At 63.6% G+C, this 23,754-nt stretch carries 22 protein-coding genes; 15 read left to right on the top strand and 7 right to left on the bottom strand.

Annotation, left to right across the window (positions count from 1 at the left end):
- The first annotated feature begins 13 nt into the window (after window positions 1-13).
- The 9 genes from trpE (at window position 14) to lexA (ending at window position 7,830) form a co-directional block, all read left to right on the top strand.
- Window positions 14-1,525, top strand: coding sequence for an anthranilate synthase component I (gene trpE, locus TQ38_RS08400; RefSeq protein WP_043977692.1), 1,512 nt, complete (start codon window positions 14-16; stop codon window positions 1,523-1,525).
- Window position 1,526: 1 nt separating this feature from the next.
- Window positions 1,527-2,075, top strand: coding sequence for a YcxB family protein (locus TQ38_RS08395; protein WP_043977691.1), 549 nt, complete (start codon window positions 1,527-1,529; stop codon window positions 2,073-2,075).
- Window positions 2,069-2,872, top strand: coding sequence for a phosphodiester glycosidase family protein (locus TQ38_RS08390; protein ID WP_043977690.1), 804 nt, complete (start codon window positions 2,069-2,071; stop codon window positions 2,870-2,872). Before TQ38_RS08395 ends, TQ38_RS08390 begins: the two co-directional genes overlap by 7 nt.
- Window positions 2,869-3,480, top strand: coding sequence for an aminodeoxychorismate/anthranilate synthase component II (locus TQ38_RS08385; RefSeq protein WP_043977688.1), 612 nt, complete (start codon window positions 2,869-2,871; stop codon window positions 3,478-3,480). Before TQ38_RS08390 ends, TQ38_RS08385 begins: the two co-directional genes overlap by 4 nt.
- A complete protein-coding gene (trpD, locus tag TQ38_RS08380) occupies window positions 3,477-4,469 on the top strand; it encodes an anthranilate phosphoribosyltransferase (RefSeq protein WP_043977687.1) in 993 nt (330 codons plus the stop codon). Before TQ38_RS08385 ends, trpD begins: the two co-directional genes overlap by 4 nt.
- An 11-nt stretch (window positions 4,470-4,480) precedes the next feature.
- On the top strand, window positions 4,481-5,272 hold the full coding sequence (gene trpC, locus TQ38_RS08375) for an indole-3-glycerol phosphate synthase TrpC (protein ID WP_043977685.1): 792 nt from the start codon (window positions 4,481-4,483) through the stop codon (window positions 5,270-5,272).
- 50 nt (window positions 5,273-5,322) lie between these two features.
- The gene (gene moaC, locus TQ38_RS08370) at window positions 5,323-5,808 is read left to right on the top strand and encodes a cyclic pyranopterin monophosphate synthase MoaC (RefSeq protein ID WP_043977683.1); all 486 of its coding nucleotides are present in this window, start codon (window positions 5,323-5,325) and stop codon (window positions 5,806-5,808) included.
- Window positions 5,805-7,025 carry a molybdopterin molybdotransferase MoeA gene (locus TQ38_RS08365; RefSeq protein WP_043977681.1) on the top strand — a complete coding sequence of 407 codons (1,221 nt, stop codon included), beginning with the start codon at window positions 5,805-5,807 and terminating at the stop codon, window positions 7,023-7,025. The genes moaC and TQ38_RS08365 overlap by 4 nt, the downstream gene beginning before the upstream one ends.
- 112 nt (window positions 7,026-7,137) lie before the next feature.
- The gene (gene lexA, locus TQ38_RS08360) at window positions 7,138-7,830 is read left to right on the top strand and encodes a transcriptional repressor LexA (protein WP_043977674.1); all 693 of its coding nucleotides are present in this window, start codon (window positions 7,138-7,140) and stop codon (window positions 7,828-7,830) included.
- A gap of 169 nt (window positions 7,831-7,999) precedes the next feature.
- Here lexA and TQ38_RS08355 read toward each other — a convergent pair whose 3' ends face one another.
- A complete protein-coding gene (locus tag TQ38_RS08355; protein ID WP_240197825.1) occupies window positions 8,000-10,111 on the bottom strand; it encodes a ComEC/Rec2 family competence protein in 2,112 nt (703 codons plus the stop codon).
- A 134-nt stretch (window positions 10,112-10,245) separates the two neighbouring features.
- Between TQ38_RS08355 and gltX the strand changes: the two genes are divergently transcribed.
- The 3 genes from gltX to TQ38_RS08340 all read left to right on the top strand — a co-directional run bounded on the left by gltX (window position 10,246) and on the right by TQ38_RS08340 (window position 13,339).
- Complete coding sequence (gene gltX / locus TQ38_RS08350) at window positions 10,246-11,685, top strand: glutamate--tRNA ligase (RefSeq protein ID WP_043977671.1); 1,440 nt, start codon at window positions 10,246-10,248, stop codon at window positions 11,683-11,685.
- A 21-nt stretch (window positions 11,686-11,706) separates the two neighbouring features.
- Window positions 11,707-12,990: a citrate synthase gene (locus TQ38_RS08345; RefSeq protein ID WP_043977669.1), complete on the top strand. Its 1,284-nt coding sequence runs from the start codon at window positions 11,707-11,709 to the stop codon at window positions 12,988-12,990.
- Between the two features lie 148 nt (window positions 12,991-13,138).
- The gene (locus tag TQ38_RS08340) at window positions 13,139-13,339 is read left to right on the top strand and encodes a hypothetical protein (protein ID WP_043977667.1); all 201 of its coding nucleotides are present in this window, start codon (window positions 13,139-13,141) and stop codon (window positions 13,337-13,339) included.
- Window positions 13,340-13,381: 42 nt separating this feature from the next.
- Here the strand turns inward: TQ38_RS08340 and TQ38_RS08335 are convergent, their stop codons facing one another.
- The 4 genes from TQ38_RS08335 to TQ38_RS08320 all read right to left on the bottom strand — a co-directional run bounded on the left by TQ38_RS08335 (window position 13,382) and on the right by TQ38_RS08320 (window position 17,323).
- Entirely contained in the window at window positions 13,382-14,758 is a 1,377-nt protein-coding gene (locus tag TQ38_RS08335) for a sensor histidine kinase KdpD (RefSeq protein WP_043977662.1), read from the bottom strand.
- Window positions 14,758-15,714, bottom strand: a complete 957-nt coding sequence (locus TQ38_RS08330) for a hypothetical protein (RefSeq protein ID WP_052505855.1) — start codon at window positions 15,712-15,714, stop codon at window positions 14,758-14,760. The genes TQ38_RS08335 and TQ38_RS08330 overlap by 1 nt, the downstream gene beginning before the upstream one ends.
- Window positions 15,715-15,749: 35 nt before the next feature.
- Window positions 15,750-16,931, bottom strand: coding sequence for a hypothetical protein (locus TQ38_RS08325; protein WP_043977840.1), 1,182 nt, complete (start codon window positions 16,929-16,931; stop codon window positions 15,750-15,752).
- Window positions 16,932-17,020: 89 nt separating this feature from the next.
- Window positions 17,021-17,323: a hypothetical protein gene (locus tag TQ38_RS08320; RefSeq protein ID WP_043977660.1), complete on the bottom strand. Its 303-nt coding sequence runs from the start codon at window positions 17,321-17,323 to the stop codon at window positions 17,021-17,023.
- A gap of 69 nt (window positions 17,324-17,392) precedes the next feature.
- On the opposite strand from TQ38_RS08320, the gene TQ38_RS08315 reads away from it, so the two are divergent.
- Window positions 17,393-20,047 (top strand): hypothetical protein, encoded by a 2,655-nt coding sequence (locus TQ38_RS08315; RefSeq protein ID WP_043977658.1) that lies wholly within the window; start codon window positions 17,393-17,395, stop codon window positions 20,045-20,047.
- A gap of 284 nt (window positions 20,048-20,331) precedes the next feature.
- Window positions 20,332-21,528: an IS256 family transposase gene (locus tag TQ38_RS08310; protein ID WP_043970547.1), complete on the top strand. Its 1,197-nt coding sequence runs from the start codon at window positions 20,332-20,334 to the stop codon at window positions 21,526-21,528.
- A gap of 109 nt (window positions 21,529-21,637) precedes the next feature.
- Here TQ38_RS08310 and TQ38_RS08305 read toward each other — a convergent pair.
- Window positions 21,638-22,584, bottom strand: a protein-coding gene (locus TQ38_RS08305; RefSeq protein WP_113941898.1) for an IS630 family transposase whose coding sequence is annotated in 2 segments (ribosomal slippage) — window positions 21,638-22,245 and window positions 22,245-22,584 — 948 coding nt in all. Because the reading frame shifts where the segments join, the coding sequence is not laid out codon by codon here.
- Between the two features lie 271 nt (window positions 22,585-22,855).
- On the opposite strand from TQ38_RS08305, the gene TQ38_RS08300 reads away from it, so the two are divergent.
- The gene (locus TQ38_RS08300; protein WP_162792222.1) at window positions 22,856-23,368 is read left to right on the top strand and encodes an energy transducer TonB; all 513 of its coding nucleotides are present in this window, start codon (window positions 22,856-22,858) and stop codon (window positions 23,366-23,368) included.
- Between the two features lie 92 nt (window positions 23,369-23,460).
- On the opposite strand, the gene TQ38_RS08295 is transcribed toward TQ38_RS08300, so the two are convergent.
- Window positions 23,461-23,751 (bottom strand): DUF1467 family protein, encoded by a 291-nt coding sequence (locus tag TQ38_RS08295; RefSeq protein ID WP_043975420.1) that lies wholly within the window; start codon window positions 23,749-23,751, stop codon window positions 23,461-23,463.
- Between the last annotated feature and the right edge of the window lie 3 nt (window positions 23,752-23,754).

Genomic DNA, 23,754 nt, shown 5'->3' with positions numbered 1-23,754 from the left:
ATTGGGGCAGGACATGGAGCGGGAATCGGATCGTTCGGCTGCGCTGGAGCAGCTTGCCCAGGGCAAGCCTGCGCTCATCTGGCGCAGCCTCGTTGCCGACACCGAGACGCCGGTGGGCGCCGCGCTCAAGCTGTTCGAGGATGGCCGCGGCGACTTCCTGCTCGAATCGGTCGAAGGCGGCGAGACGCGCGGGCGCTACAGCCTCGTCGGTCTCGACCCCGACCTCGTCTTCCGCGCCAGCGGCACGGCCTGCGAGATCAACCGCGACTGGCAGGCAGACCGCGAGACTTTCACCGCGCTCGCAGGCGACAGCCTGACCGAACTGCGCGCGCTGGTTGAAAGCTGCCGCTGCGATGTGCCGGCGCAACTGCCCAAGGCGCTCGCCTGCCTCGTCGGCTACTTCGGCTACGAAACCATCGGCCTTGTCGAGAAGTTGCCGCGCGCGCCGCAAAGCCCGCTGGAACTGCCCGACATGCTGTTCGTGCGCCCGTCGCTGATCCTGATCTTCGACCGCCTTTCGGATGAACTGTTCTGCGTCGCGCCGGTTTGGCCCGGCAGCGGTAGCCCGGTGCAGGCCGTACTGAAGGCCTCCGAGCGCATCGACGAAGCGCTGCGCCGCCTTGCGGCGCCTGCTCCCGCCGCGATCGCACAGGTCGATCTGCCCGAGCCGGTCCGAACCGCCGTCATGGCGCCCGAGGCCTACAAGGCGATGGCCCTCAAGGCCAAGGACTACATCGAGGCAGGCGACATTTTCCAGGTCGTGCTGGCACAGCGCTTCACTTGCGAATTTCCGCTGCCGCCGCTGGCGCTTTATCGCTCGCTGCGCCGCGTGAACCCCTCGCCGTTCCTCTATTTCCTCGATCTGCCCGGCTTCGCCCTGATTGGCTCCAGCCCGGAAATCCTCGTCCGTGTGCGCGAAGGTGAAGTCACCATCCGCCCGATCGCCGGCACCCGCCCGCGCGGCAAAACCCCGGCTGAGGACAAGGCCAACGAGGCCGCGCTGCTGGTCGATCCCAAGGAACGCGCCGAGCATCTGATGCTCCTCGACCTTGGCCGCAACGACGTAGGCCGCGTCGCCGAAGCTGGAACTGTCGAGGTCACCGACAGCTACACCATTGAGCGCTACAGCCACGTCATGCACATCGTCTCGAACGTGGTCGGCCGGCTCGACACCGCGCATCACGATGCGATCGACGCGGTGCTGGCCGGCTTCCCCGCCGGCACCGTCTCGGGCGCCCCCAAGGTACGTGCCTGCCAGGTAATCGCCGAACTCGAACCCGAAACGCGCGGGCCTTACGCGGGCGGCGTCGGCTACTTCGCCCCCGATGGCTCGGTAGACAGCTGCATCGTCCTGCGCACCGGCCTGCTCAAGGACGGCGTGCTCCACGTCCAGGCCGGCGCCGGCATCGTCGCCGACAGCGATCCGGACTACGAACAGCGCGAATGCGAAGCGAAGAGCGGCGCCCTCTTCGCTGCAGCGCGGGAAGCCGTTCGCGTCGCAGGGGAGCCGGGGTTCGGCCAGTAAGATGGCGGGGCCCGGCGGCACATTCACGGTCGCGCTGTCCTACGAGGATTACCTCGCCTGCAACTGGCTGATGATCCGCCGCCGCTGGCTGTGGAAGGGCCTTGCGCGGTTCATCGGCATCCTGGGCGCGGCCTACGCTGTACTGTTCTGCGTGATCGACCTGATCGATGGCAAGAGCGTCGATTTCACCTCGGTCGCGCTCGCTTTCGCCATCGGATTTGGCTCGGCGGTGGTCGCTGCGGCTCTGGGCGCGCTCGCCCTGCTCTGGCGCATCCCCCGCTCGGCGCGAAAGACCTACCGCCAACTCAAATTCGAAGGCGTCGATTCGCTGTTCACCTTCTCGCGAGAGGGGATCGAAAGCAGCAACCGCTTCGGCAAAAGCACCAACCTCTGGAGCGACTTCAGCGGTTGGGCCGAGAACGAGCGCGTGCTGCTGCTGTTTCGCACCAGCCAGATATTCTACCCGGTGCCCAAGGCACAAATCGCGCCCGAAACGCTCCAAACCCTGCGCCGCGCCATAACCGCCGGCGCGGTCCCGACAAAATGGTAGCCCGCGCCTGCAGCTTCGCTGTGCTGGCCTCGATCCTCCTCACCGCCTGCTCCGCCGATCCCGCGCCCAAGCCCGAGGCCCCGCCCCCGCCGCCCTGCCAAGGCGCGATGTTCGAGGGCGTCAGTTTCACCCATTGCACCGCCGTTCCCGGTCGCCACACCATCCACACCGTGCTCGGCCCCAAGAACGGCGCGCCCTATCGCAGCCTCTCGCAGCTTGCGATCGATCGCCCGGCGAAAAGCCACGAAGTCGCCTTCGCCTTCAACGGCGGCATGTTCGACGCCGATGGGCTACCAATCGGCTACTATGTCGAGAACGGCGAAAAGCGCCATGCGCTCAGCACTAAGGCGGGCTGGGGTAACTTCCACCTCCTGCCTAACGGCGTGTTCTACGGCGACGCCGCAGGTAACTGGCGCGTAAGCACCGCGCAGGATTTCGAAAGCGACGTCACTGACCGGCCCGATTTCGGCACCCAGTCCGGCCCGATGCTGGTCATCGCCGGCAAGCTGCACCCCGGCATTGACGCGGATGGCAAATCGCTGAAGCTGCGCAACGGCGTCGGCGTGGATGCGCAAGGCCGCGCCCACTTCGTCATTTCCGACGAGCCGGTCTCGTTCGGCAAGCTCGCCCGCTACTTCCGCGACACTCTCAAATGCCCCAACGCGCTGTTCCTCGACGGCAGCGTATCGTCTTTGTGGGACCCCGAACATGGCCGCGTCGATGGCGGTCCTCCGCTCGGCCCCTTGATCGTCGTCGAAAAAAGCGCGATGGGCGGGAAAATTGAGGCGAAAAGATGATCCTCGTTATCGATAACTACGACAGCTTCACCTGGAACCTCGTCCATTACGTCATGGAACTGGGCGCGGAAGTCCAGGTGGTGCGCAACGACGCGCTGAGCGTCAGCCTGGCCATGGACATGGGCGCGCAGGGCTTCCTCGTCTCGCCCGGCCCCTGCACCCCGAATGAGGCTGGCATCAGCCTCGGGCTTGTCGGCGCGGCAGCTAAGGCAGGTATCCCGGTGCTCGGGGTCTGCCTGGGCCACCAGTCGATCGGCCAGTATTTCGGCGGTAAAGTCGTGCGGGGCGGACTTATGCACGGCAAGACATCGATGATCGACCACGACGGCACCGGCCTCTTCGCGGGCATCCCCTCACCGCTCAAGGCCGCGCGCTATCACTCGCTCATCGTCGAGAACATTCCCGATGCGCTGGCGGTAAACGCCCGCTCGGACGATGGCCATGTCATGGGCTTTCGCCATGTCGACCTGCCCATCCACGGCGTCCAGTTCCACCCGGAAAGCATCGCCACCCAGCATGGCCACGCGATGCTGGCGAACTTCCTGCGCGTCTGCGGGATCGATGCCCGCATCCCCGATCGCATACTCTCCGCAGCGAAGGCCGCATGACGCTCCCCGACCCGCTGCACCCGATTGCCGAAGACGAAGCCGAGGCTGCCTTCGCCGCGATCCTCGACAACGAAGTACCCGAAGACCGGATCGCCGCTTTCCTCGTCGCCCTGTCCGACCGGGGCGAGACGGCGAGCGAGATCGCCGGCGCCGCACGCGCCATGCGTGCACGCATGATCCCGGTGAACGCCCCCGCAAACGCCATCGACGTATGCGGCACGGGCGGCGACGGGTTCCACACTCTCAATGTTTCCACCGCCGTCTCGCTGGTCGTCGCCGCAGCCGGCGTTCCCGTCGCCAAACACGGTAACCGCGCCGCCAGCTCAAAAGCTGGTGCTGCCGACACGCTCGAAGCCCTCGGCCTCGACCTCGACCGTGCAGTGGAAACCGCCGAATCGACCTTGTCCGAGATCGGCATCGGCTTCCTCTTCGCCGCTCGCCATCACCCGACGATGGGCCGCCTCATGCCCCTCAGGAAGGCGCTGGGCCGCCGCACGATATTCAACCTGATGGGCCCGCTCGCCAACCCCGCGCAAGTCTCGCGCCAGTTGGTCGGCATTGCCCGGCCCGCCTACGTGCCGATCTACGCCGATGCCCTGCTGCGCCTGGGCACCGAGCATTCTATGGTCATTTCGGGTGACGAAGGCCTCGACGAACTGAGCCTCGCCGGCGGCAACGAAGTGGCCGAAGTGCGCGGCACCGAACTGTCGATGCGCCGCGTCAGTCCGCACGATGCCGGCCTCACAATCTCCCCCGTCGACGCCATCCGCGGCGGCGATCCCGCCTATAACGCGCAGGCCCTGCGCGCCCTGCTCATGGGCGAACCCGGTGCGTACCGCGACGCAGTGATCCTGAACGCAGCCGGCGCCCTGCTCGTCGCGGGCGAAGTGGAAAGCTGGACCGAAGGCGCCGAAGAAGCCGCCGAAACCATCGACAAGGGCCTTGCCAAAGCCCTGCTCGACTGCTGGATCGCGGCAACGCGCGCCTGAGAGACACAAGCATGACCGACAAGCTCACTGAAATCTGCGACACCAAGCGCGAGGAAGTCGCCGCCCGCAAGGCCGCCTCCACGATCGCCGACCTAGATGCCCGCGCCGCCAACCAGAGCGCGCCGCGCGGCTTCGAAGCCGCCCTTCGCGCCAAGGCAGAAACCGGCTTCGCGCTTATCGCCGAAATCAAGAAGGCCAGCCCGTCCAAAGGCCTGATACGCCCCGATTTCCGCCCGGCAGATCATGCACTGGCTTACGAGAAGGGCGGCGCCGCCTGCCTCTCGGTCCTCACCGACGCGCCCTATTTTCAGGGGCACGAGGATTACCTGATGGACGCCCGCGCCGCCTGCACGCTGCCGGTCATCCGCAAGGATTTCATGATCGACCCTTGGCAGGTCGCCGAAGCGCGCGCGATCGGCGCCGACGCGATCCTCATCATCGTCGCCGCGCTTGACGACGCGCAGATGGCAGAGATCGAGGCAGCCGCGCTCGAACGCGGTATGGATTGCCTGGTTGAAGTTCATAACGAGCTTGAAATGGAGCGGGCAAGCCGCTTGAAATCAAGGCTTATCGGCGTCAACAACCGGGACCTCAAGCGCTTCGCCACCGACATTGCCACGACTGAGCGGTTAGCACCGCTCGCGCCAGACGGCACGCTGCTGGTCAGCGAGAGCGGCATCAACACCCACGCGGACCTCCTGCGCCTTGCCCCTTGCGGCGCCCGCACATTCCTCGTCGGTGAAAGCCTGATGCGCGAAGCTGACGTCGAAGCTGCGACACGCATGCTCCTCACCGGTGCCTGATACCCCGAACCTGAACCGCCAAGTTGCGGTGTGTGATGACTGGAAGCTGCATGAGCAAGTCCCTCACCCACATTGATTCGGATGGCACCGCGCGCATGGTAGACGTTGGCGCCAAGGCGGAAACGCAGCGCGTCGCCGTAGCCTCAGGCCGCATCACGATGACGGCGCAGGCGCTCGCCGCGATCCGCGCTGGCGATGCGCCCAAGGGCGATGTGCTGGGCACTGCCCGCATTGCCGGCATAATGGCGGCCAAGCGCACCTCAGACCTTATCCCGATGTGCCACCCGCTAATGATCGATGCGGTAACCGTAGATTTCGCTTTCGAGGAAGACGCCATCCGCGCGACCGCAACAGCCTCCCTCACCGGCAAGACCGGTGTTGAAATGGAAGCGATAACAGCCACTTCCATCGCACTTCTGACAATCTACGATATGGCCAAGGCGCTCGACAAGGGCATGGTCATCGGCAGCATCCGATTAGTCGAAAAGCGCGGCGGCAAGTCTGGCCACTGGATGGCGGCGGACTGGCAGGCATGACCTCGCCTCCGCCGATTCCGCTGGAAGAAGCGCAGGAACGTCTTTTCGCGCTGGCCCAACCGCTGCCCGTGGAACACGTCGATGTCGAAGGCTCGCTCGGCCGATATCTTGCGCGACCACTTCACGCCCGCCGAACCCAACCCTCCACTGACCTTTCGGCAATGGATGGCTATGCCGTGACCGCTGGCGATCTATCCGGCCCCTGGCGCGTGGTTGGCGAAAGCGCTGCCGGACACCCCTATCCCGGCACTGTCAAATGCGGAGAGGCCGTGCGCATTTCGACAGGCGCGATCCTGCCGTCATTTGCCAAAGCCGTAATCCTGCAGGAAGACCTCGCGCGCGACGCTGACAAACTCACGCTCATCGGCGATCAGCCCGAACCGGCCGACAGACATATCCGTCACTGCGGCATGGATTTTTTCGAGAATAACGAAGTCATGCCCGCCGGCGTTCGCATCGGCCCGGCGCAGGCGGCTCTCGCCATCGCCTCTGGCCACAAGCACCTACCCGTCCGGCGCATGCTGCGTCTCGCCGTGATCGATAGCGGCGATGAACTCGCCGCCGATCCGGAATGCTGCGCGCCCCACCAAATTCCGGCTAGCAACGGTGCAATGCTGATGGCACTCGCCCGCTCGCTCCCGACCGCGGTGAACCGCATCGGCCCCGTAGCCGACACCCTCGAAGCACTGACTGCAGCATTTGAAGCCGCCGCCGACTCTGACGTGATCGTTACCAGTGGCGGCGCCTCTGTCGGTGACCACGATCTCGTGCTCCCCGCCCTTGAAGCCTGGGGCGCTAAACTTGATTTCTGGCGCGTGGCAATCAAGCCGGGAAAACCGATCCTGGTCGCCACTCGCGAGCGGAACGGGAGGATGCAGATCATCCTCGGCCTGCCAGGCAATCCGGTCTCAAGCTTTGTAACTGCCTACCATTTCCTACTACCTCTGCTGCGGCGCATGCTCGGTGCAAGCCAAGCGACCCCGATGCAAATCACGACCTATCTAGCCGCCCCCATACGAGCGAACGGACCGCGACGTGAATTCCTGCGCGGCAATTGGGACGGCGAAAAAGTCCTGCCGCAAACGAACCAGGACAGCGGCGCTCTTGCCACGCTCGCGGCGAGCAACGTCCTGATCGATCGCCCCAGCTTTGCCCCCGCAGCGCAGGTTGGCGACCCAGTTCGTGTATTCCTGCTCCAAAATGGCGGTATTGCTTGAGGCTTCGCTTGACGCGGTGAAATTCGTTGCTTAATTGTTCTCTCAATGTTCACAACAAGAACATTTCCGGTCGGGTCTAGCTTCGCCCGGCCGCAACGAAGAGGCAGCGACAATGTTGACGCGCAAGCAGCACGAATTGCTCCGGTTCATTCAGGCTCGGCTTGAAGAGAGCGGCATTTCCCCCAGCTTCGAGGAAATGAAGGAAGCACTCGACCTTAAATCGAAGTCGGGCGTTCACCGGTTGATTTCAGCTCTTGAAGAACGTGGCTTCATACGCCGCCTCCCTAATCGCGCCCGTGCGCTGGAAGTTCTGCGCCAGCCCGACGATGCAGGGATCAAACCCTTGCGCTCTGCGCCGGCCAACAGCAATGACGATACCGCGCCCGCTCGTACTCCGCAGCGCGCGCCAGAACCAGCTAACGACGTCATCGAAATTCCGCTTCACGGGCGCATTGCCGCTGGTGTTCCCATCGAAGCACTCGAAGGTCAATCCTCGCTTGCGGTGCCTGCTGCACTGCTCGGATCCGGCGAGCACTATGCCCTGGAGGTTTCGGGAGACTCGATGGTCGATGCCGGCATTCTTGATGGTGATTTCGCGCTGGTGAAGCGCACCAACACCTGCCGGGACGGCGAGATCGTTGTCGCGCTGGTCCGCGGCGAAGAAGCGACGCTCAAGTACTTGCGCCGCGAGAACGGCATGGTCCGCCTGGACCCCGCCAATGCTGCCTACGAACCGCAAATCTATGGTCCTGAGGAAATCGAGGTCCAGGGCAAGCTCGCTGGCCTCCTACGTCGATATCACTGAGGGCTTTGTCTGGCCCCCTCATGCGAGCGAGGGATAACCAGGCGATGGCACGCTAGCCACACCAACTGCATTCAAGATAACCAGACATTCGGCTCGCTCAAACCGGTTCCTGTTTTGCGCTTGAATAGGCACCAGCGGCTCCCTTCTTAGTCACCGCCGCGATGAAAGGCTATCGAGGCGTAAGGGAAACTCTTCCCGCCCTCGGGTTTACCGGCCGCCACCAGCCGTGTTCGCCTTGGCTACCAGCCACAGTATCCACCTGCTCTGGCGAAAGGTGTACGGCCAGTCCGCCGGTACGCTGCAACATGTCCTTATCGGCCTTGAACCATCGGGGACGGCAACTGCGTGGGAGCCAGCGATCGGCAATGACGATGTCGCTGCGATCGCAAGCCGCAGCCAAAGCTCGCTCGGGCACGGCATCGCGGCCTCTGGAGATGAGAAGACGCCACTTTGTCTTTTCTCGCTCTATCGTGATGGCGCAGAAATCGCGATTGCAGTGCGCCCCCGGCCAGCGGTCGAGCGCCACCGGTTCGCCCTCCATTCCCGCCAACTCCATTAGATTGTCACGCGCATAACCTTTTCCGCCTTCTCTGAGGACGAAGAGACGCGCGCCGCCAGATTCCACCAACCCGACATGGCGCCCGTCGCTTGAGACAAGGATGTCGGGTGGAGCGGCCGTGGCCAGAAGTCCGGCGCCCAGTAGGGCGAAGGGAAGCCCCAGCCAGCGTATCCGCCCACTCCACAGCCCCAGCCAAATGCCTCCCGCAACGAACAAGAGAAACGCCCCCGTCCCGCCCGCTGGCAGGATCGTGACCGAGCCTGGGCGAGAAGCGAACCAGTGAGCAATTCCCATCAGCCAATCGATCGCCACATCTGCGAGCCACCAGAGCGGCGATCCGGCGCCTACGATGTCGAGTAAAAGGGCCCCGCCCAGCAGGGGCATGATGATAAAGGTAGTCAGCGGAATCGCGAGCACGTTGGCCAGCGCTCCGTAAATTCCAGCGCGGTGAAAATGAAAAAGTCCGATCGGCATCAGGACCAGGTCGATCACAACACCGGTTAACAGTAGCATCGCGACATGGCGCAGCATCCGCATCGCCAACGACTCGCCACGTGGCGCTACGAACCTCCGTATGGGTTCGGCCGTGCTTAATGCGACGAGTGCCAGAACTGCGCCAAAACTCATCTGGAAGCTGGGTCCAGTCACAGCTTCTGGCCACAGCAACAAGACGCAGAACGCGGCGACGGCCAACATCCTCAGCGACAGCCCCTCCCGTCCCAGTACAAGCGCACCCAGCACCAGAAGTGCGCCGATGCACGAGCGAACAGTCGGCACCTCTGACCCCGAAATCAGCGTATAGGCGACCCCGGCCAGTGCGCCAGCGCCCGCCGCCACGACCGGCAACCGCACTCGAAGCGCCAGCCAGGGAAACAGCGCAAGCCCTCTCACGAACAAGACATACACCGCGCCGACCACCGCGCTGACGTGGAGGCCGCTCACCGACAGCAAGTGGGCCAACCCGGAGTCGCGCATGGCCTGATCGTCAGCCTCGGCGATACCGCCCCGATCGCCGGTCACCAATGCCCCGGCAATACCGGCCCCGTCCTTTCCGATCCTCGTGCGGATGTGAGCGGACAACCTGCGGCGTAAACCTGATAGCCACCCGCCGCCCGGCGCTCCTCGCTCGACCACCTGCACTTCCCCCGTCGCTGTGCCGCTTCCGGCCAACCCAGAGAACCAGGCGGTCCTTGCAAAGTTGTAGGCGCCCGGCAACATCGGCGGCGCCGGCGGCATAAGACGAGCCTTGATCCGCACAAGGTCGCCGACATTGACGCGAGAGGCGATACCCGCGCCCGGAATATTGACCCGAACCTTGATCGCTCGCCCGCTACCCGGCTCACGCATCGCCAAGATCAAACGGTCACGTTCGAGCGCAGGTTGTGGTTGGATGTCCAGCACTTTTGCCGTGAACGTCCCCGCGATGGGCCGCTCCAACGGCAATTCGCCGACCACTGCCGACCGCGCCCATACCGCCAGACATCCGGCCGCGATCAACAGCGGAAGAATCAGAATCGCCCGCAAAACATGCGGATAGGCTTGACGCCGCGCCCATGGTGCAAAGCTTGCAACTGCAAGTGCGCAGAGCAGCCCACAAAAACCTATCCACCAACCTGGAGAAGGTAGCCCAAACCACGCTATTATGCCGGTTCCAAAGGCTACGGTGAGCCATGGTCCGCGATCGAATCCGGCCTGTGAAAGAAATCGTTCGAGAGCTGCCAAACCCCTCGACAAGTCGCTCCCGCTGTTCCATGGCCCATGCTGCAATGCAGCGGCTCCCCGATGAGCCGGAGGCAAATTTTCGAGAGGTGCGGCTTGGGTCCCCATGGCTGCATTAGGACAGTAAGGTGGTATTGATGGCAAGCGGCAGTGCAACGAGCGGAGCGGCGGGCACCAAAGCCGTCGTCACGCGCTTTGCCCCCTCGCCCACGGGTTTCCTGCATATTGGCGGTGCCCGGACGGCGCTGTTCAACTGGCTTTTCGCGCGGCATCATGGCGGCAAATACTTGCTGCGCATCGAGGATACCGACCGCGCCCGTTCGACCGAACCGGCGATCGAGGCGATTTTCGACGGTCTGACCTGGCTTGGCCTCGAAGGCGACGAAGCCCCTGTATTCCAGTTCGCGCGGTCCGACCGCCACGCGCAGGTCGCCGCGCAGATGCTGGATAGCGGCCATGCCTATCGTTGCTATCTGACGTCGGAAGAACTCGCCGAGCGTCGGCAGAAGGCACAGGATGAACGGCGCCCGTTCCGCCTCGACAGCGAATGGCGCGATGCCTCCCCTTCAACCTGGCCGGCTGACAAATCCTACGTGGTGCGCATGAAGGCGCCGCGTGAAGGTGAGACGACGATCGACGATCTCGTCCAGGGCAGCGTTACCGTCCAGAACGTCGAGATCGATGACTACGTCATTCTGCGCAGCGACGGCACGCCGACCTATATGCTGGCCGTGGTAGTCGATGACAACGACATGGGCGTTACCCACGTCCTGCGCGGTGACGACCACCTCAACAACGCCTTCCGCCAGCTTCTTGTCATTCGCGCGATGAATTGGGACGTGCCGGTCTATGGCCATGTGCCGCTGATCCACGGCGCCGACGGGGCCAAGCTGTCCAAGCGCCATGGCGCCCTCGGCGTGGATTCCTATCGTGACGACCTCGGCATCCTGCCCGAAGCGCTGTTCAACTACCTGCTCCGTCTTGGCTGGGGCCACGGCGACGACGAGATCATCACTCGCGACCAGGCCGTCGAATGGTTCGACATGGTCGGCGTGGGCAAGTCGCCTTCGCGCTTCGATCTGGCAAAGGTTCAAAATCTCAACGGGCACTATCTGCGCGAGGCCGACGACGATCGCCTTGCCGGACTGGTGTTGCAGCGCCTCGAAGGGACCGCCGACGCGGACCTCGATCTGCTTGCGCGCGCCATGCCCGTCCTCAAGGTCCGAGCAAAGGACCTCCACGAACTTGCAGAAGGCTCCGCCTTCCTGTTTGCCAAGCGTCCGCTTGCGATGAGCGAAAAGGCACTTGGCCTCCTGTCCGACGAGGCGCGTGGCCGCCTTGGCGTGATTTGTGAGCGCCTGTCCGGTCTGACCGACTGGAAATTGGAGGAACTGGAAGCAAACCTGAAGGCAATGGCCGAAGAACTGGGACTGGGACTCGGCAAGCTCGCACAACCCTTGCGGGCGGCCCTGACAGGTCAGACGACCTCGCCGGGGATTTTCGACGTACTGGTATTACTCGGACGGGAAGAGAGCCTCGCACGCATCGGTGCGCAGGCGGACGTTCCAGTCGAGTAACCTCATAAGGAGATATAACTGGTGGGTGATCAGGCTAAACTGAGCGCTGGTGGCGCGGACTTCGAATATCCGATCCTTAAGGGCAGCGTTGGCCCGGATGTCGTCGACATTCGTAAGCTCTATGCCCAGACCGGCAAGTTCACGTTCGATCCCGGCTTCACTTCGACCGCGAGCTGCGAATCGGCGCTGACCTACATCGATGGTGACGAGGGCGTGCTTCTGCACCGCGGTTACCCGATCGGCCAGTTGGCCGAAAACTCCTCGTTCATGGAAACGAGCTACCTTCTGCTCAACGGCGAACTGCCGAGCGCAAGCGAACTCACCACGTTCGAAAACACCATCACGCGCCACACCATGCTGCACGAGCAGCTGGCGACGTTCTATCGCGGCTTCCGCCGTGATGCGCACCCGATGGCGATCATGTGCGGCGTAGTCGGCGCGCTTTCGGCGTTCTATCACGATTCGACCGACATCGCGGACCCCGAGCATCGCAAGATCAGCTCGCACCGCCTGATCGCGAAGATGCCGACTATCGCCGCGATGGCCTACAAGTATTCGGTCGGCCAGCCGTTCGTCTATCCCGACAACAAGCTGAGCTACACCGGCAACTTCCTGCGCATGACCTTCGGCGTGCCTGCGGAAGAGTATGAAGTGATCCCCGCCATCGAAAAGGCAATGGACCGCATCTTCATCCTGCATGCCGACCACGAGCAGAACGCTTCGACATCGACTGTGCGCCTTGCCGGTTCGTCGGGCGCGAACCCGTTCGCGTGCATCGCTGCCGGCATCGCCTGCCTGTGGGGCCCTGCGCATGGCGGCGCGAATGAAGCCGCGCTCAACATGCTCAAGGAAATCGGCACTCCCGATCGCATTCCGCACTACATCGAGCGCGCCAAGGACAAGAACGATCCGTTCCGTCTGATGGGCTTCGGTCACCGCGTCTACAAGAACTACGATCCGCGCGCGACGGTCATGCAGTCGACCCTACGCGAGGTGTTCGAGGCGCTCAAGGTTACCGATCCGCTCTTCGAAACCGCCCTGCGCCTTGAAGAACTGGCGCTGAGCGATCCGTACTTCGTCGAGAAGAAGCTGTTCCCCAACGTCGACTTCTATTCGGGCATCATCCTGTCGGCGATCGGCTTCCCGACCACGATGTTCACCGTTCTCTTCGCTCTCGCCCGCACTGTGGGCTGGGTCGCGCAGTGGAACGAAATGATCTCGGATCCAGGCCAGAAGATCGGTCGTCCGCGTCAGCTCTACACGGGCCCGACGCAGCGCGACTACCTGCCTATCGGTCAGCGTTAACGAAATCCGCGAGCAGTCGCGGTACCCGAAGAAGGCCCTCGCGAAAGCGGGGGCCTTTTTTGTTGCGGCTGGCGCTCAGAGGCAATCTGCGCCACAATCCGGCCGCATCCTGAGATCACCCTTGGGCAAATTACGGGGCGCGACTACAATGCTGTTCATTCGAATTATGGCCATGATCCTGGGCTTGCTCGCCATTGCGGCAGGACTGCTCTTCGTCGGACAAGGGACCGGGATGGTATTGTGGCCGGCCGACAGTTTCATGCTGGCAGACAGGGCCTGGGCCGTGCGCGGTGCAGTGCTGGCAGTGGTAGGCGGAATCGTCGTCTGGCTGGCGCGGCGCGGCTGCTAGGTGGTCGCTGAAACCGGCCACATGTCTCGTCTGCAGCCGTAATCATGCTTCGGTGTCGGCCGGAACCTCAAGGATGAAGCGGGCGCCGTATCCCGGCATGCTTTGCACGGTCAGATCGCCGCCCATCGCCCGTGCCAGGCTCCGCGAGATGTAAAGCCCAAGGCCTGATCCTCCATCGCCGCTGCGACCAAGCCGCTCGAACTTGTCGAAGACGCGCGGCTGATCCTCGTCGCTCAGGCCTGGCCCCTGATCGGCTACGGCGATGCGGGCGCGGTCGCCAGCGTGCTCCAGCTGAATCACTATGCGCGAATTTTCGGGAGAATAACGGATGGCATTGCCGATCAGGTTCAGCAGCACCTGCAAGACGCGGCGAAACTCCGCTCGGGCGGGCAGTGTCCATTCGGGCGGCGGAACGTCGAGAAATATGTTCTTCTCACGCGCCCGTACGCCCAGGATGCCGGCGGCCTGACGGGCCACTTCGGACAAGTCGATGGGATCGGGGCTGGTCGTGAAACTGTCCGATTCGACCACTTCGAGATCGGCCATGTCTTCCAGCAGGCCCAGCAGCAGCGTACCCGCGCTGGCGATTTCGCCCGCATATTCGGCATAGGCATCGGGCAAAGGCCCGGCAAGGCGTGTGCGGATCGTTTCGGCATTGGCGATGATACGCGAAATCGGCTGCTTGAGCACCGGCGCCAGATCCTCGCCGACAAGACTGCGGCGCGGCGCTTTCGGGCTCGGCTCCGCTACGACGACGGGCTCGGGTGCGGGCTCATCGGATAGCAGCAGCAGTTCGAAACCGGCGGGCTCGAAGCCGGGCGTCATATGCGGGATCAGTGAAATGCGCCAGGAACGCTGCGAGCCCGGCACGATCACGCGCGTACCGTCAAGCAGACGCCAATGGAGCGGTTGCTGGTGGGTGACGTTCTCGGGCGCGAGGAAATCGGTCCAGACTTGACCGATGCCGCTGGCCATGGCTGCGGCAACTTCGCCCAGTTCGCTGGAATGGGCCGTCACCGCGAGCAGACGCTGGCCCGCGTCGAGGTAGGCGGACAGTTCGGCGATATGACGGTCCGTCACAGCCCGGCGCTGCTGGGCAATCTCGCCGTCCTCGGGCAGGATCTGTGCCGTCTGCCAGGTGCGTACGCGGATCGTGCAGCCCTGACCGTCCTGCGCCGGTTCGCATTCGACCCACGCGCTGATCGCATCGCTGCCATCCTGCGCATTGATCGCGCGGGCAATACGGAAGCGCGACAGACGGGCCTTGCGCACCAGTTCGAGCAATTCGGGCACTGCGATCATGCCGGGCAACTCTCCGCCGCAGCGTGCCTGCAGGCCGGATAGTGGCTCGTCCGCACTCAGCAACCGGTCCTCGGCGTCGCTTGTAGCCAGAGCCAGGATGGTGCCGTCATCGAACATCAAGAGCGGTATCCCATAGGCGACGAAAGGAGCATTGCCGCTCGCTCCGCGTCTAACCGCTCGAACCCGGCAGGCAAGGTCACTTCGGGGTGGAGCGCGAGGAACTGCTCCTCCACCGCGACCGCTCCGAGGCCGGAAGCCCGAAGGCCAAGCGCAAGCCGCGCCATCTGGGTCTCGTGGGTGGAATGCACGGCAGCGTCACGCTCCTGCCGCGAGCCCAGTGCGAGCGCGGTCAGGAACAGCGCCGCGCCGGCATTATCAACCCTCAGCGCCGCCTGACCACCGTCGCCAAGGCTCCTTACAAGCCTCTCGGCGAGGCCGATACGGGTGGCGTTTTCGTCATAAGCCTGGCGAACCTTGGCCTCGACGACGCCTGCGCGCTCGGCCAGCGCCGGTTCGATGCCCGCCAGCGTGCGCAGGGTGTAAAGTGCAACGTTCAGCAGGTCTGCGGGCAATTCGCCCAGCGGCAACTCCATCCGCCGCTGTGCCTGGCACCAGCGTGCCTGCGCGGCAAGGAAGGCCATGCCCAGTTCCTTGGGCGCCCCGCCAGGTCCGTAAATCAGGCTTCGCAGCATCGGCGATGCCACCGGATCAAGCGCGAGACGCGCCTGCAGGAGTTCGGTCAGCTGCCATTCCTGCGCCAATCCATGCAGGTGGGCAAGCAGCACCGGATTGTCGAGCAGCGCGCCGCCCAGCACTTCGACCTCGGCAGGCGAATGCGCACGGCGGCCATCGGCTCCGATCAGTTCGTCGAGCAGTTCTCCCGCGAGACTGGCGAGCATGGAGCGGATTCGTGCCAGCATCTCTTCGCTGAAGACAGGGATGTCGCGCGCAGCGACGAGGTGACGCAGGATCGGGGCTGCCATTCCCGCCATGGCGTCGCCCCGCGCCACTTCGGCGCGCAGTGCGGCCTCTACGCTTTCGCTGGTTGCCGGAGGAGCGGCCTGATCGATCATCTGACCCGTATAACCGGCATTTGGTTAAATCGAAGTTAGCCGTGCCGCCGAGGCGGCAGAAGCAACGCCGCAAGCACCAGGCCTACGGAAAGCAGCCGCACGACCAGCAGCACTTGTCCGAAACCCGACGCCACGGCCAGGATCAGTCCGAGCAAGGCCCGGTCTGCGATCCACCCGGTGAACGGGCCACCGGTAATACGCGGCGCCAGGACGAGCAGCATCATCAGGATCGCCGGCAAGCACAGCCAGGCGAGCACGGGTTCTCCCGGAAAACGAGGCGTGGCGAGCAGTATCAGCGCGGCAAAAGCGGTATCAACCAGCCACACCATCGCGTCCGCACGCGGGATCGCCGGGGAAGGCTGCCCCAAGGCGTGCCTCTCGGCAGCACGCAGCAGCCGGCTCGCCTCAACCAGCAGCCAGGCGATCGCGGCAAAGGCGAATCCGCCCCAGATCAGGCCGAACCACCCCAGTCCCGCCGCGATGGCGACACAGACGAGAACCGCCGCCGACACCGCATTGCTGGCGTTACCCGCATGGAGCAGCGACGTGCCGAAACTGAGCACGCCGAAACGCGCCACCGCGCGGCCCGGAGAACTGCAGCTTCCCTCGCCAAAGCGGGAACGCAACCATTCGTCCTCCAGCGCGTACGCCTCGGCCTCGCTGCGAATCATGCGCCAGCCCGAACCCGCGCGCGCCGTGGCCGAAACCTCGCGCATGGCGACCCCGGTTTGCAGCGCGATACGAGTCAGAGCCGAGATCACGTCACAATCGGCCGGCAATTCGTGCAGCCGCTCGAGCATCTGGCCCGGCAACCGCATCAGCCCCGCGCTGGCGCGGTTGATGTCGATCCTCTCGAAACCGGCGACAAGCGCGCCCTCGACCGGCTGCACCAGCACGACCGGCGCACGGCCGTCCAGCAAGGCGACTGCCTGCGCGGAATCGGCGAAAAGTCCTTCGGAAATCACGATGAGTTCGTCGCTCGCCGTCACCAGCCCGGCAAGCTGGCCCGGTCCGGTTGCGATAGTGAACTGCAGGCCGGCATGTTCGGCATCATGCTGAAGCGCGATCAGTTCGGGCGAAGTCCCGCGCGCCATGCAGATCACGCGCTGGCATTCGAGCGCCAGCGCCATGCCTAGCTGGTGCTGCGCAACGCTCGCCCCCGCCACACGCAGGAACGCGCGCGGGAACGGCTGCCCTGCTCCGGCAGGCTCCGTCATGGCCAGCAATGCTATTCGCAAGTAAGAACTCCAGCACCCACATCCCGATGTAGGCAAGCGGAAGGCAGGTGCCAAGCGGAACCGGACAATCAGCCGATGGAAAACTCTCCGACATAAGCCCTGAGCCGGCGGATAGCGGTCGGCTCTCCGGGCGCAGCGTCGAGCGCGTTGTCGGCCAGCGCCAGAAGGCGGGAGGAATGGAAGCTAGCCGCGAGCCCCTTCAGGCGCATTGCCGCAACTACCCAGTTGCCGTCGCAACGCGAACGTTCAAGCAGGTCAACCTGCCGCATCACGCTTTCGACGAAAGCGCCGCGAAGCTCCGCCATAAGCACGGGATCGCCGCCTGCCGCAGCGGCGAGAGTCGCTTCAAGGGCACCTGCTTCATAAGCCATTTCCCCAGAATAGTGGGCAAGGTCTTAAGGTGGGGTTTATTGCCGCTCGCCACGTGATATCCTGCGCCGATGGTAGGGGAAAACAGGATCTTCGCACTAGGTGCAGGCAGCGGCAAGAATTCCGGAGGCGAGAATTCGGAAGCCGATACCGACAGGCCCGTCGACACCGCATCCGGCGCGCTGCCGCAGGAAAACTGGGATGACGCCTGGGTCGCGGCCGAAGACGAGGGCGATGTTCCGCCCCCTCCCGCATCGCGCCTGCCCCTCATGCCCGCTCTGGCAGGCGCGGTGGTTGTTGCCTGGACCGTGCTGTTTTTCGCCGCGCTGCTGCCTGCATTCAGCGCCGGTTTGCCGCTCGCCCAGGTTCCAGCGCTCGTCACCCAATGGTGCGCGCCGGTCCTGCTGGTCGGCCTCGTCTGGCTGCTGGTCATGCGCCACAGCACCCGAGAAGGCCGCCGCTTCGGCGACATCGCCCGGACCCTGTCGAACGAATCCGCGCTGCTCGAACGACGCCTGACCACGGTCAATCGCGAACTCAGCCTTGCGCGCGAATTCATCGCATCGCAGTCGCGAGATCTTGAATCGCTAGGTCGCATCGCCGCCGAGCGGCTCTCTCACAACGCAGAGCGATTGCAGGAACTGGTGCGCGAAAACGGCCTCCGCGTCGATTCGATCAGCACCGTCAGCAACGCCGCGCTGGAGAACATGGAGAAGCTGCGTGGCCAGTTGCCGGTCATCGCCAGCTCCGCCAAGGACGTCACCAACAACATCGCCAATGCCGGCCGTACCGCTCATGCCCAGCTTGAGGACATGGTCTCAGGCTTCAATCGCCTTAACGAATTCGGCTCTGCCAGCACCCGGCAGGTTGCCATGCTCCGTGAGCAGGTGGGTGAGACGCTGGACGGGTTTACCCGCCAGTGCGAGCAGATCGACGTCGTGGCCTCCGCCCGCTTCGCGGAACTTGCCCAGCGCAGCGAGGATTTCCGCACCCGGCTCGACGGCCACGAGGTGGAGGCGCTCGCCGCCATCCGCACCCGTGCCAAAGCGCTGGCCGATGAAATCGGCGAAACCGGCAATCAGTTGGACCGCCACGAAGCGGAGAGCCTGACCTCGCTGCGCGCGCGCCTCGTCGCGCTGCGCGACGAAAGCGATGTCGTCAGCCGCGCACTGCGGGAAGCCGAAGACCGTGCCGGCGAAGCGCTTCGCACGGCGCTGACCGGCCTGTCGGAGGAACAGGCGGCCACCACTCAGGCCATTTCCACGGCGCAGCAGACCGCCATTGATGCCTTGGCCAGCCGTATCGCCGCAATTGCAGCCGAGGCACGGCAGGTCGACGAATCGATAGGCCTGCGGGCTGAGCGCCTGTCGATGGAGGCCGAAGATCGCCAATCCCGGCAGATCGAGCAGGAACGCCATGCCATCGCCCGCATCGACCACATGCTGGGCGAACTCGACGGCACCATCGCCGAGCGCCTCGAACGCCACCGCATCCAAGCCGCTACGCTGGCCGAACGCGCCTCTGCCGTTACCGGCGAGCTTTCGGAGTTCGAAGCCCGGCTTGAGGCCATCGCCCACCATACCGGCGAAGCCGAAAGCCGCCTGACGGCCAGCCTTGGCACGCTTACCCAGCGTCTGACCGCTGCGCGTGCCACCCTTACCGCCACCGACGGCGATGTGGAGAAGCTGACGGGTGACAGCGTGCGCCTGCTCGAACTGATCCAGTCGAGCGCCAGGCAGACGCATAGCGCCCTGCCCGAAGCCCTCGCCGTATCGGAAGACCGTATCGCACGGCTGCAGGAAGGCGTTGGCGCCCTCCTCGCGCAGCTGCATCTTTCAGCTCAGGGGGGGGAAAGCGTCGCAACCGGGATTGACGCGTCGGGCCGCAACCTGGACAAGTTGATGACCGGCCTCGCGCAGGCTCAGGCAGATATCGCCTCACATGGCGCTGACCACGCCGTGCTGCTTACCGAGCTGCGCACCACAGTTACCGAAATCGACCAAGCCACCCAGACCGCAGCCGACAAGGCCGGCGGTGTGCTCAGTGAGGCCATCGCTGCACTCGATACCAGCCTGATCGAATCGGTCGCCGCAATCGAAGGCGACAGCACCAACCGCATCGCCCACGTCGCGCAGACCCTGGCTGCTGAAAGTGCGTCGGCCATCGATAAGGCCATGCGCACTAAAGTCGCCGAAATTTCCGGTCAGTTGGAACAGGCCGTCGCCCATTCTGCGGGCGTCACGCGCGAAGCGACCGGGCAATTGCGTGAGCAGGTCGCCAAAGTTGACGAGTTGGTCGGCAACCTCGAAGGCCGTATCACCGAAGCGCGCCGCCGCGCCGAGGAACAGGTCGACAACGACTTCTCGCGCCGCGTTGCGGTCATCACCGAATCGCTCAATTCAAACGCGATCGACATCGCCTCGGTACTTTCCAGCGACATCGCCGACACCGCTTGGGCAGCATACCTGCGCGGCGATCGCGGCATCTTCACCCGCCGCGCAGTCAGCCTGCTGGATGCGGGCGAGGCCAAGGCGATCCAGCAGGTCTTCGAACGGGACGACGCATTCCGCGCTAATGTCAGCCGTTACATCCACGACTTCGAAGCGATCCTCAGGCAGGTCCTCTCCACCCGCGATGGCAATGCGCTGGGTGTGACATTACTGTCCTCGGATATGGGCAAGCTCTATGTTGCGCTGGCTCAGGGCATCGAGCGTCTACGCAACTGAAGTGTTGAAGGGAAGGTGCGAGGGCGGATGCCCTCGCCCTCATGCCCCTGTCATCCCGGATACCAATCGAGCGTTTTGCCGTGGCTTACCGAGCGCTGCTGCCCCAAGCACCGCACGAATAGCTGAAAATCAGTCCTACGCTTTGCGAGGGGCGAACAGACCGCAGCAAGATATCAAAAAGGTCGTGTCCCGCGGGGTGGTGTAGGAAGGTTTCCCTGAGAGGGTGGCCACCGTCGATCTTCTGGTAGGGTTCGGATGCGAACTCGAACCTGGAGAAGAAGACGATGACCGAGGACAGAATGGCCCTTGTCGAGCTGATTGAGCAAGGGGCTGATAGCGATTTGGTGCGTGAGATGCTGGCTTTCGCCGCAGAGCGTATGATGGATCTCGAGATCGAGGCGAAGACGGGCGTGCCTTGCGGATCACGCAGCCCTGAGCGGCTGAACCACCGCAACGGCTACCGCGAGCGAGGTTGGGATACGCGAGCTGGCCGGATTGATCTGGCGATCCCGAAGCTGCGCAAAGGCAGTTACTTCCCAAGCTTCCTGGAGCCACGCCGCACTGCCGAGAAGGCCTTGGCGGCAGTGATCCAGGAAGCCTACGTCCACGGTGTTTCGACCCGTTCGGTCGACGATCTGGTTAAGGCGATGGGCGCCAGCGGTGTTTCAAAGAGCCAGGTCAGCCGTTTGGTTGCCGAGATCGACGAGCGGGTGAACGCTTTCCTCACGCGACCGATTGAAGGCGAGTGGCCCTATCTATGGATCGACGCCACCTACCTCAAAGTGCGCGAGGGCGGACGGATTGTCTCGACGGCGGCGATAATCGCGGTGGGCGTCAACACCGATGGCCGGCGCGAGGTTCTGGGCGTAGCCACCGGCCCGTCGGAAGCCGAACCCTTCTGGAAAGCCTTCCTGCGCTCGCTGGCGGATCGCGGCCTGCGAGGTGTGAAGCTGGTCATCTCCGACGATCACAAAGGGCTGCGCGCCGCGGCCAGCAAGGTATTTGCCGCAACCCAGCAGCGCTGCCGGGTGCACTGGATGCGCAACGCGTTTGCCCATGCCGCGCCGAAACAACGACCCGCTGTCATTGCCATGATCAAGACCATCTTCGCGCAGGAAACGGCCGAGGCAGCGCACCAGCAGTGGGACCAAGTTGCTGATGCCCTGCGCGAGAAGTTTCCAAAGCTGGCCGACATGATGGACGCATCACGCGAAGACGTGCTCGCCTACATGGCCTTCCCCAAGGATCATTGGGCGCAGATCGCCTCCACAAATCCACTGGAAAGGGTCAACAAGGAGATCAAGCGAAGGGCAGACGTGATCGGCATATTCCCGAATGACGCTGCCGTCGTTCGTCTCGTCGGAGCACTCATGCTGGAGCAAAACGATGAGTGGGCGGTATCGCGCCGCTACATGACACTGGAAACCCTCGGCTCGGTGAGCCATAACCCTATCGTCAGCTTGCCAGCACTGGCAGCCTGACCTGAACCTGATCCTGCCGTGGATCGACGGTTCCTACACCACCCCGCGGGACACGACCTATCAAAAAACATCGACGTAGTTTCATCGCGTTGTTTAGAGCGTTTTCCGATCACGCTGGATCGTAGCCGCAGGAGCTAAAGTAATTGGCGCACTCGTCGGGCTGGAAGATATCGACGAGTTTGCCGATGAGATCCCACAGGCCTGAGACGGTGCGTTCGGATGCTTTGCGCAGCATGGCCTTGAGGCGTGAGAAGGCCTTTTCGATCGGGTTGAAGTCGGGGCTGTAGGGCGGGAGGAAGCGCAACGCTGCCCCGGCGGCCTCAATTCTGTCGCGGACGGCCACGCGCTTGTGGCTCGAGAGATTGTCCATGATGACCACGTCGCCTGGCTTGAGCTCTGGCACGAGTACCTGGGCGACGTAGGCTTCGAACCAGTCGCCGTTGATCGGCCCGTCCAGCACCATCGGGGCGATCATCCCGGTCATGCGCAGCCCCGCGACAAACGTGGTCGTCTTGCGATGACCATGCGGGAAGCCCATCCGCAGGCGCTCTCCCCTGGGGCAGCGGCCATGGCTGCGGGCCATGTTGGTCGCGGTCCACGTCTCGTCGATGAAGATCAGGCGCTCGGGCTCCAGATCCAGTTGGTAGTCGAACCACGCCCGTCGTTGCTTCAGGACGTCCGGACGATCTTGCTCGATCGCATGACCCGACTTTTTTTGCGCGTGATCCTGTGCCGGTCGAAGAAGCGCCACAGCGTACCGATCCCAACGTGGACACCGCGCGCGGCAAGACCCGAGCGGATCTCTTCGAGGGTAATGTCCCCGTTCTCCTCGAGCATGGTCATGATGAGATCGGCATGTGCGTCGGTCTTCGATGATCGCTGATCGCCACCAGGCTTGCCGGCAACGGCTCGTCCATGCGCCAACGCGATTTGCCGCCAGCGGATCGCCGTCGCTACGCCAACCCCGAAACGCGCCGCCGCTGCCCGGCAGCTCAGGCCTCCTTCGACTGCGGCAACAACACGATCACGCAAATCCTGCGACAATGCTCTGGCCATCCATGCCGGCCTCCATACCCAGCAAGGATTCTGAATCAGAATTTTCACGCGGAGGGAATCTTTCGCGATTCAGGCGCTGTGGAAAACGCTCTAATTAACAACTCGTAGTTGTTTTCAATAGATGGACTCTTATTGAACACAGGTCCAATCAGCAATCCGGCCGCAAACGACTCCATCAAGGAGAGTCGACTTTACTATCGACCATAACAGTCATGGTAATTGCGCCATTCCTCGAAGTTTGCCGATGGCGCTACTTTGGGAGGTTACTGAAATGCAACGTCAAATTGTTCTCGCCGTCTCGGCATTGAGTATGTTGTCGTCTGGCCCAGCCTCTGCTGCCCCTACTCGGGCTGACGACCATGCGATTGTCGTCGTCTCGCCCTCACTGGACGCATGGTCGTCAAAAGTATTCAAGGATCTGGACCAAGGCCTGCGATATCCATCGAGCCTCGCCGGGATGCCCGTCCATACCGGAGTGGTGGCCGTAAAGTTCAACTGCAGCGAAACAGGTGCGCCGGCAGGAATTGAAATTCAGAAATCATCCGGCCACCGCGATCTGGATTACGCCACCATGCGGGCGGTAAAGCGCATTTCCACACTCCACCCGCTGCCAACGGGGCTTTCGAACAACCAGAAGTATATCGTTCGGGTGCTCTTTGCGGATTCTATCGAAGATCTGCAAAGGAAGAGCGCTCAGATGCGTGCTGAGGCTGCTCGTAGCAACGCATGGTTCACCAGAAGCGGGAACATGGCCATGCTGGAACTCGCGCCGATGGGCAGCTGAAATAGGCCTCGGGCACAATGGCGAAGAGTCGCTTGCATCGACCCTTCGCTTTTGGCTGCGGCGGCCCGTGCCTGGCCGCCCATGTCTGGCAGTTAATACCCCAGATCATCCACCGGCGGCTTGCCGAAGAAGTTGAGGTCGTCGGTTGTGATCCACTGCTCGGCATAGTTCACGTAATAGGCGCCGAACAGCACCGCCGCGAGCACCGTGGCGCGCATCGCGATCCGCTTGGGACGGAAGTTCACCGGGGCGCTGGTCGCATGGCCGATCTGGACTTCATGGCCATCCACTTCGTCCGGCGTGCGCAGGCCGAAGGGCATGACCAGGAACGCGCTGAGCACCCAGAACAGGGTGTAGATCGCGATCATCGAGGTCCAGTTCATGGC

Source organism: Novosphingobium sp. P6W, assembly GCF_000876675.2.
GTDB lineage: Bacteria > Pseudomonadota > Alphaproteobacteria > Sphingomonadales > Sphingomonadaceae > Novosphingobium.
Note: the sequence above shows the minus strand (reverse complement) of the source record. Positions and strands in the feature narration are given on the sequence as shown.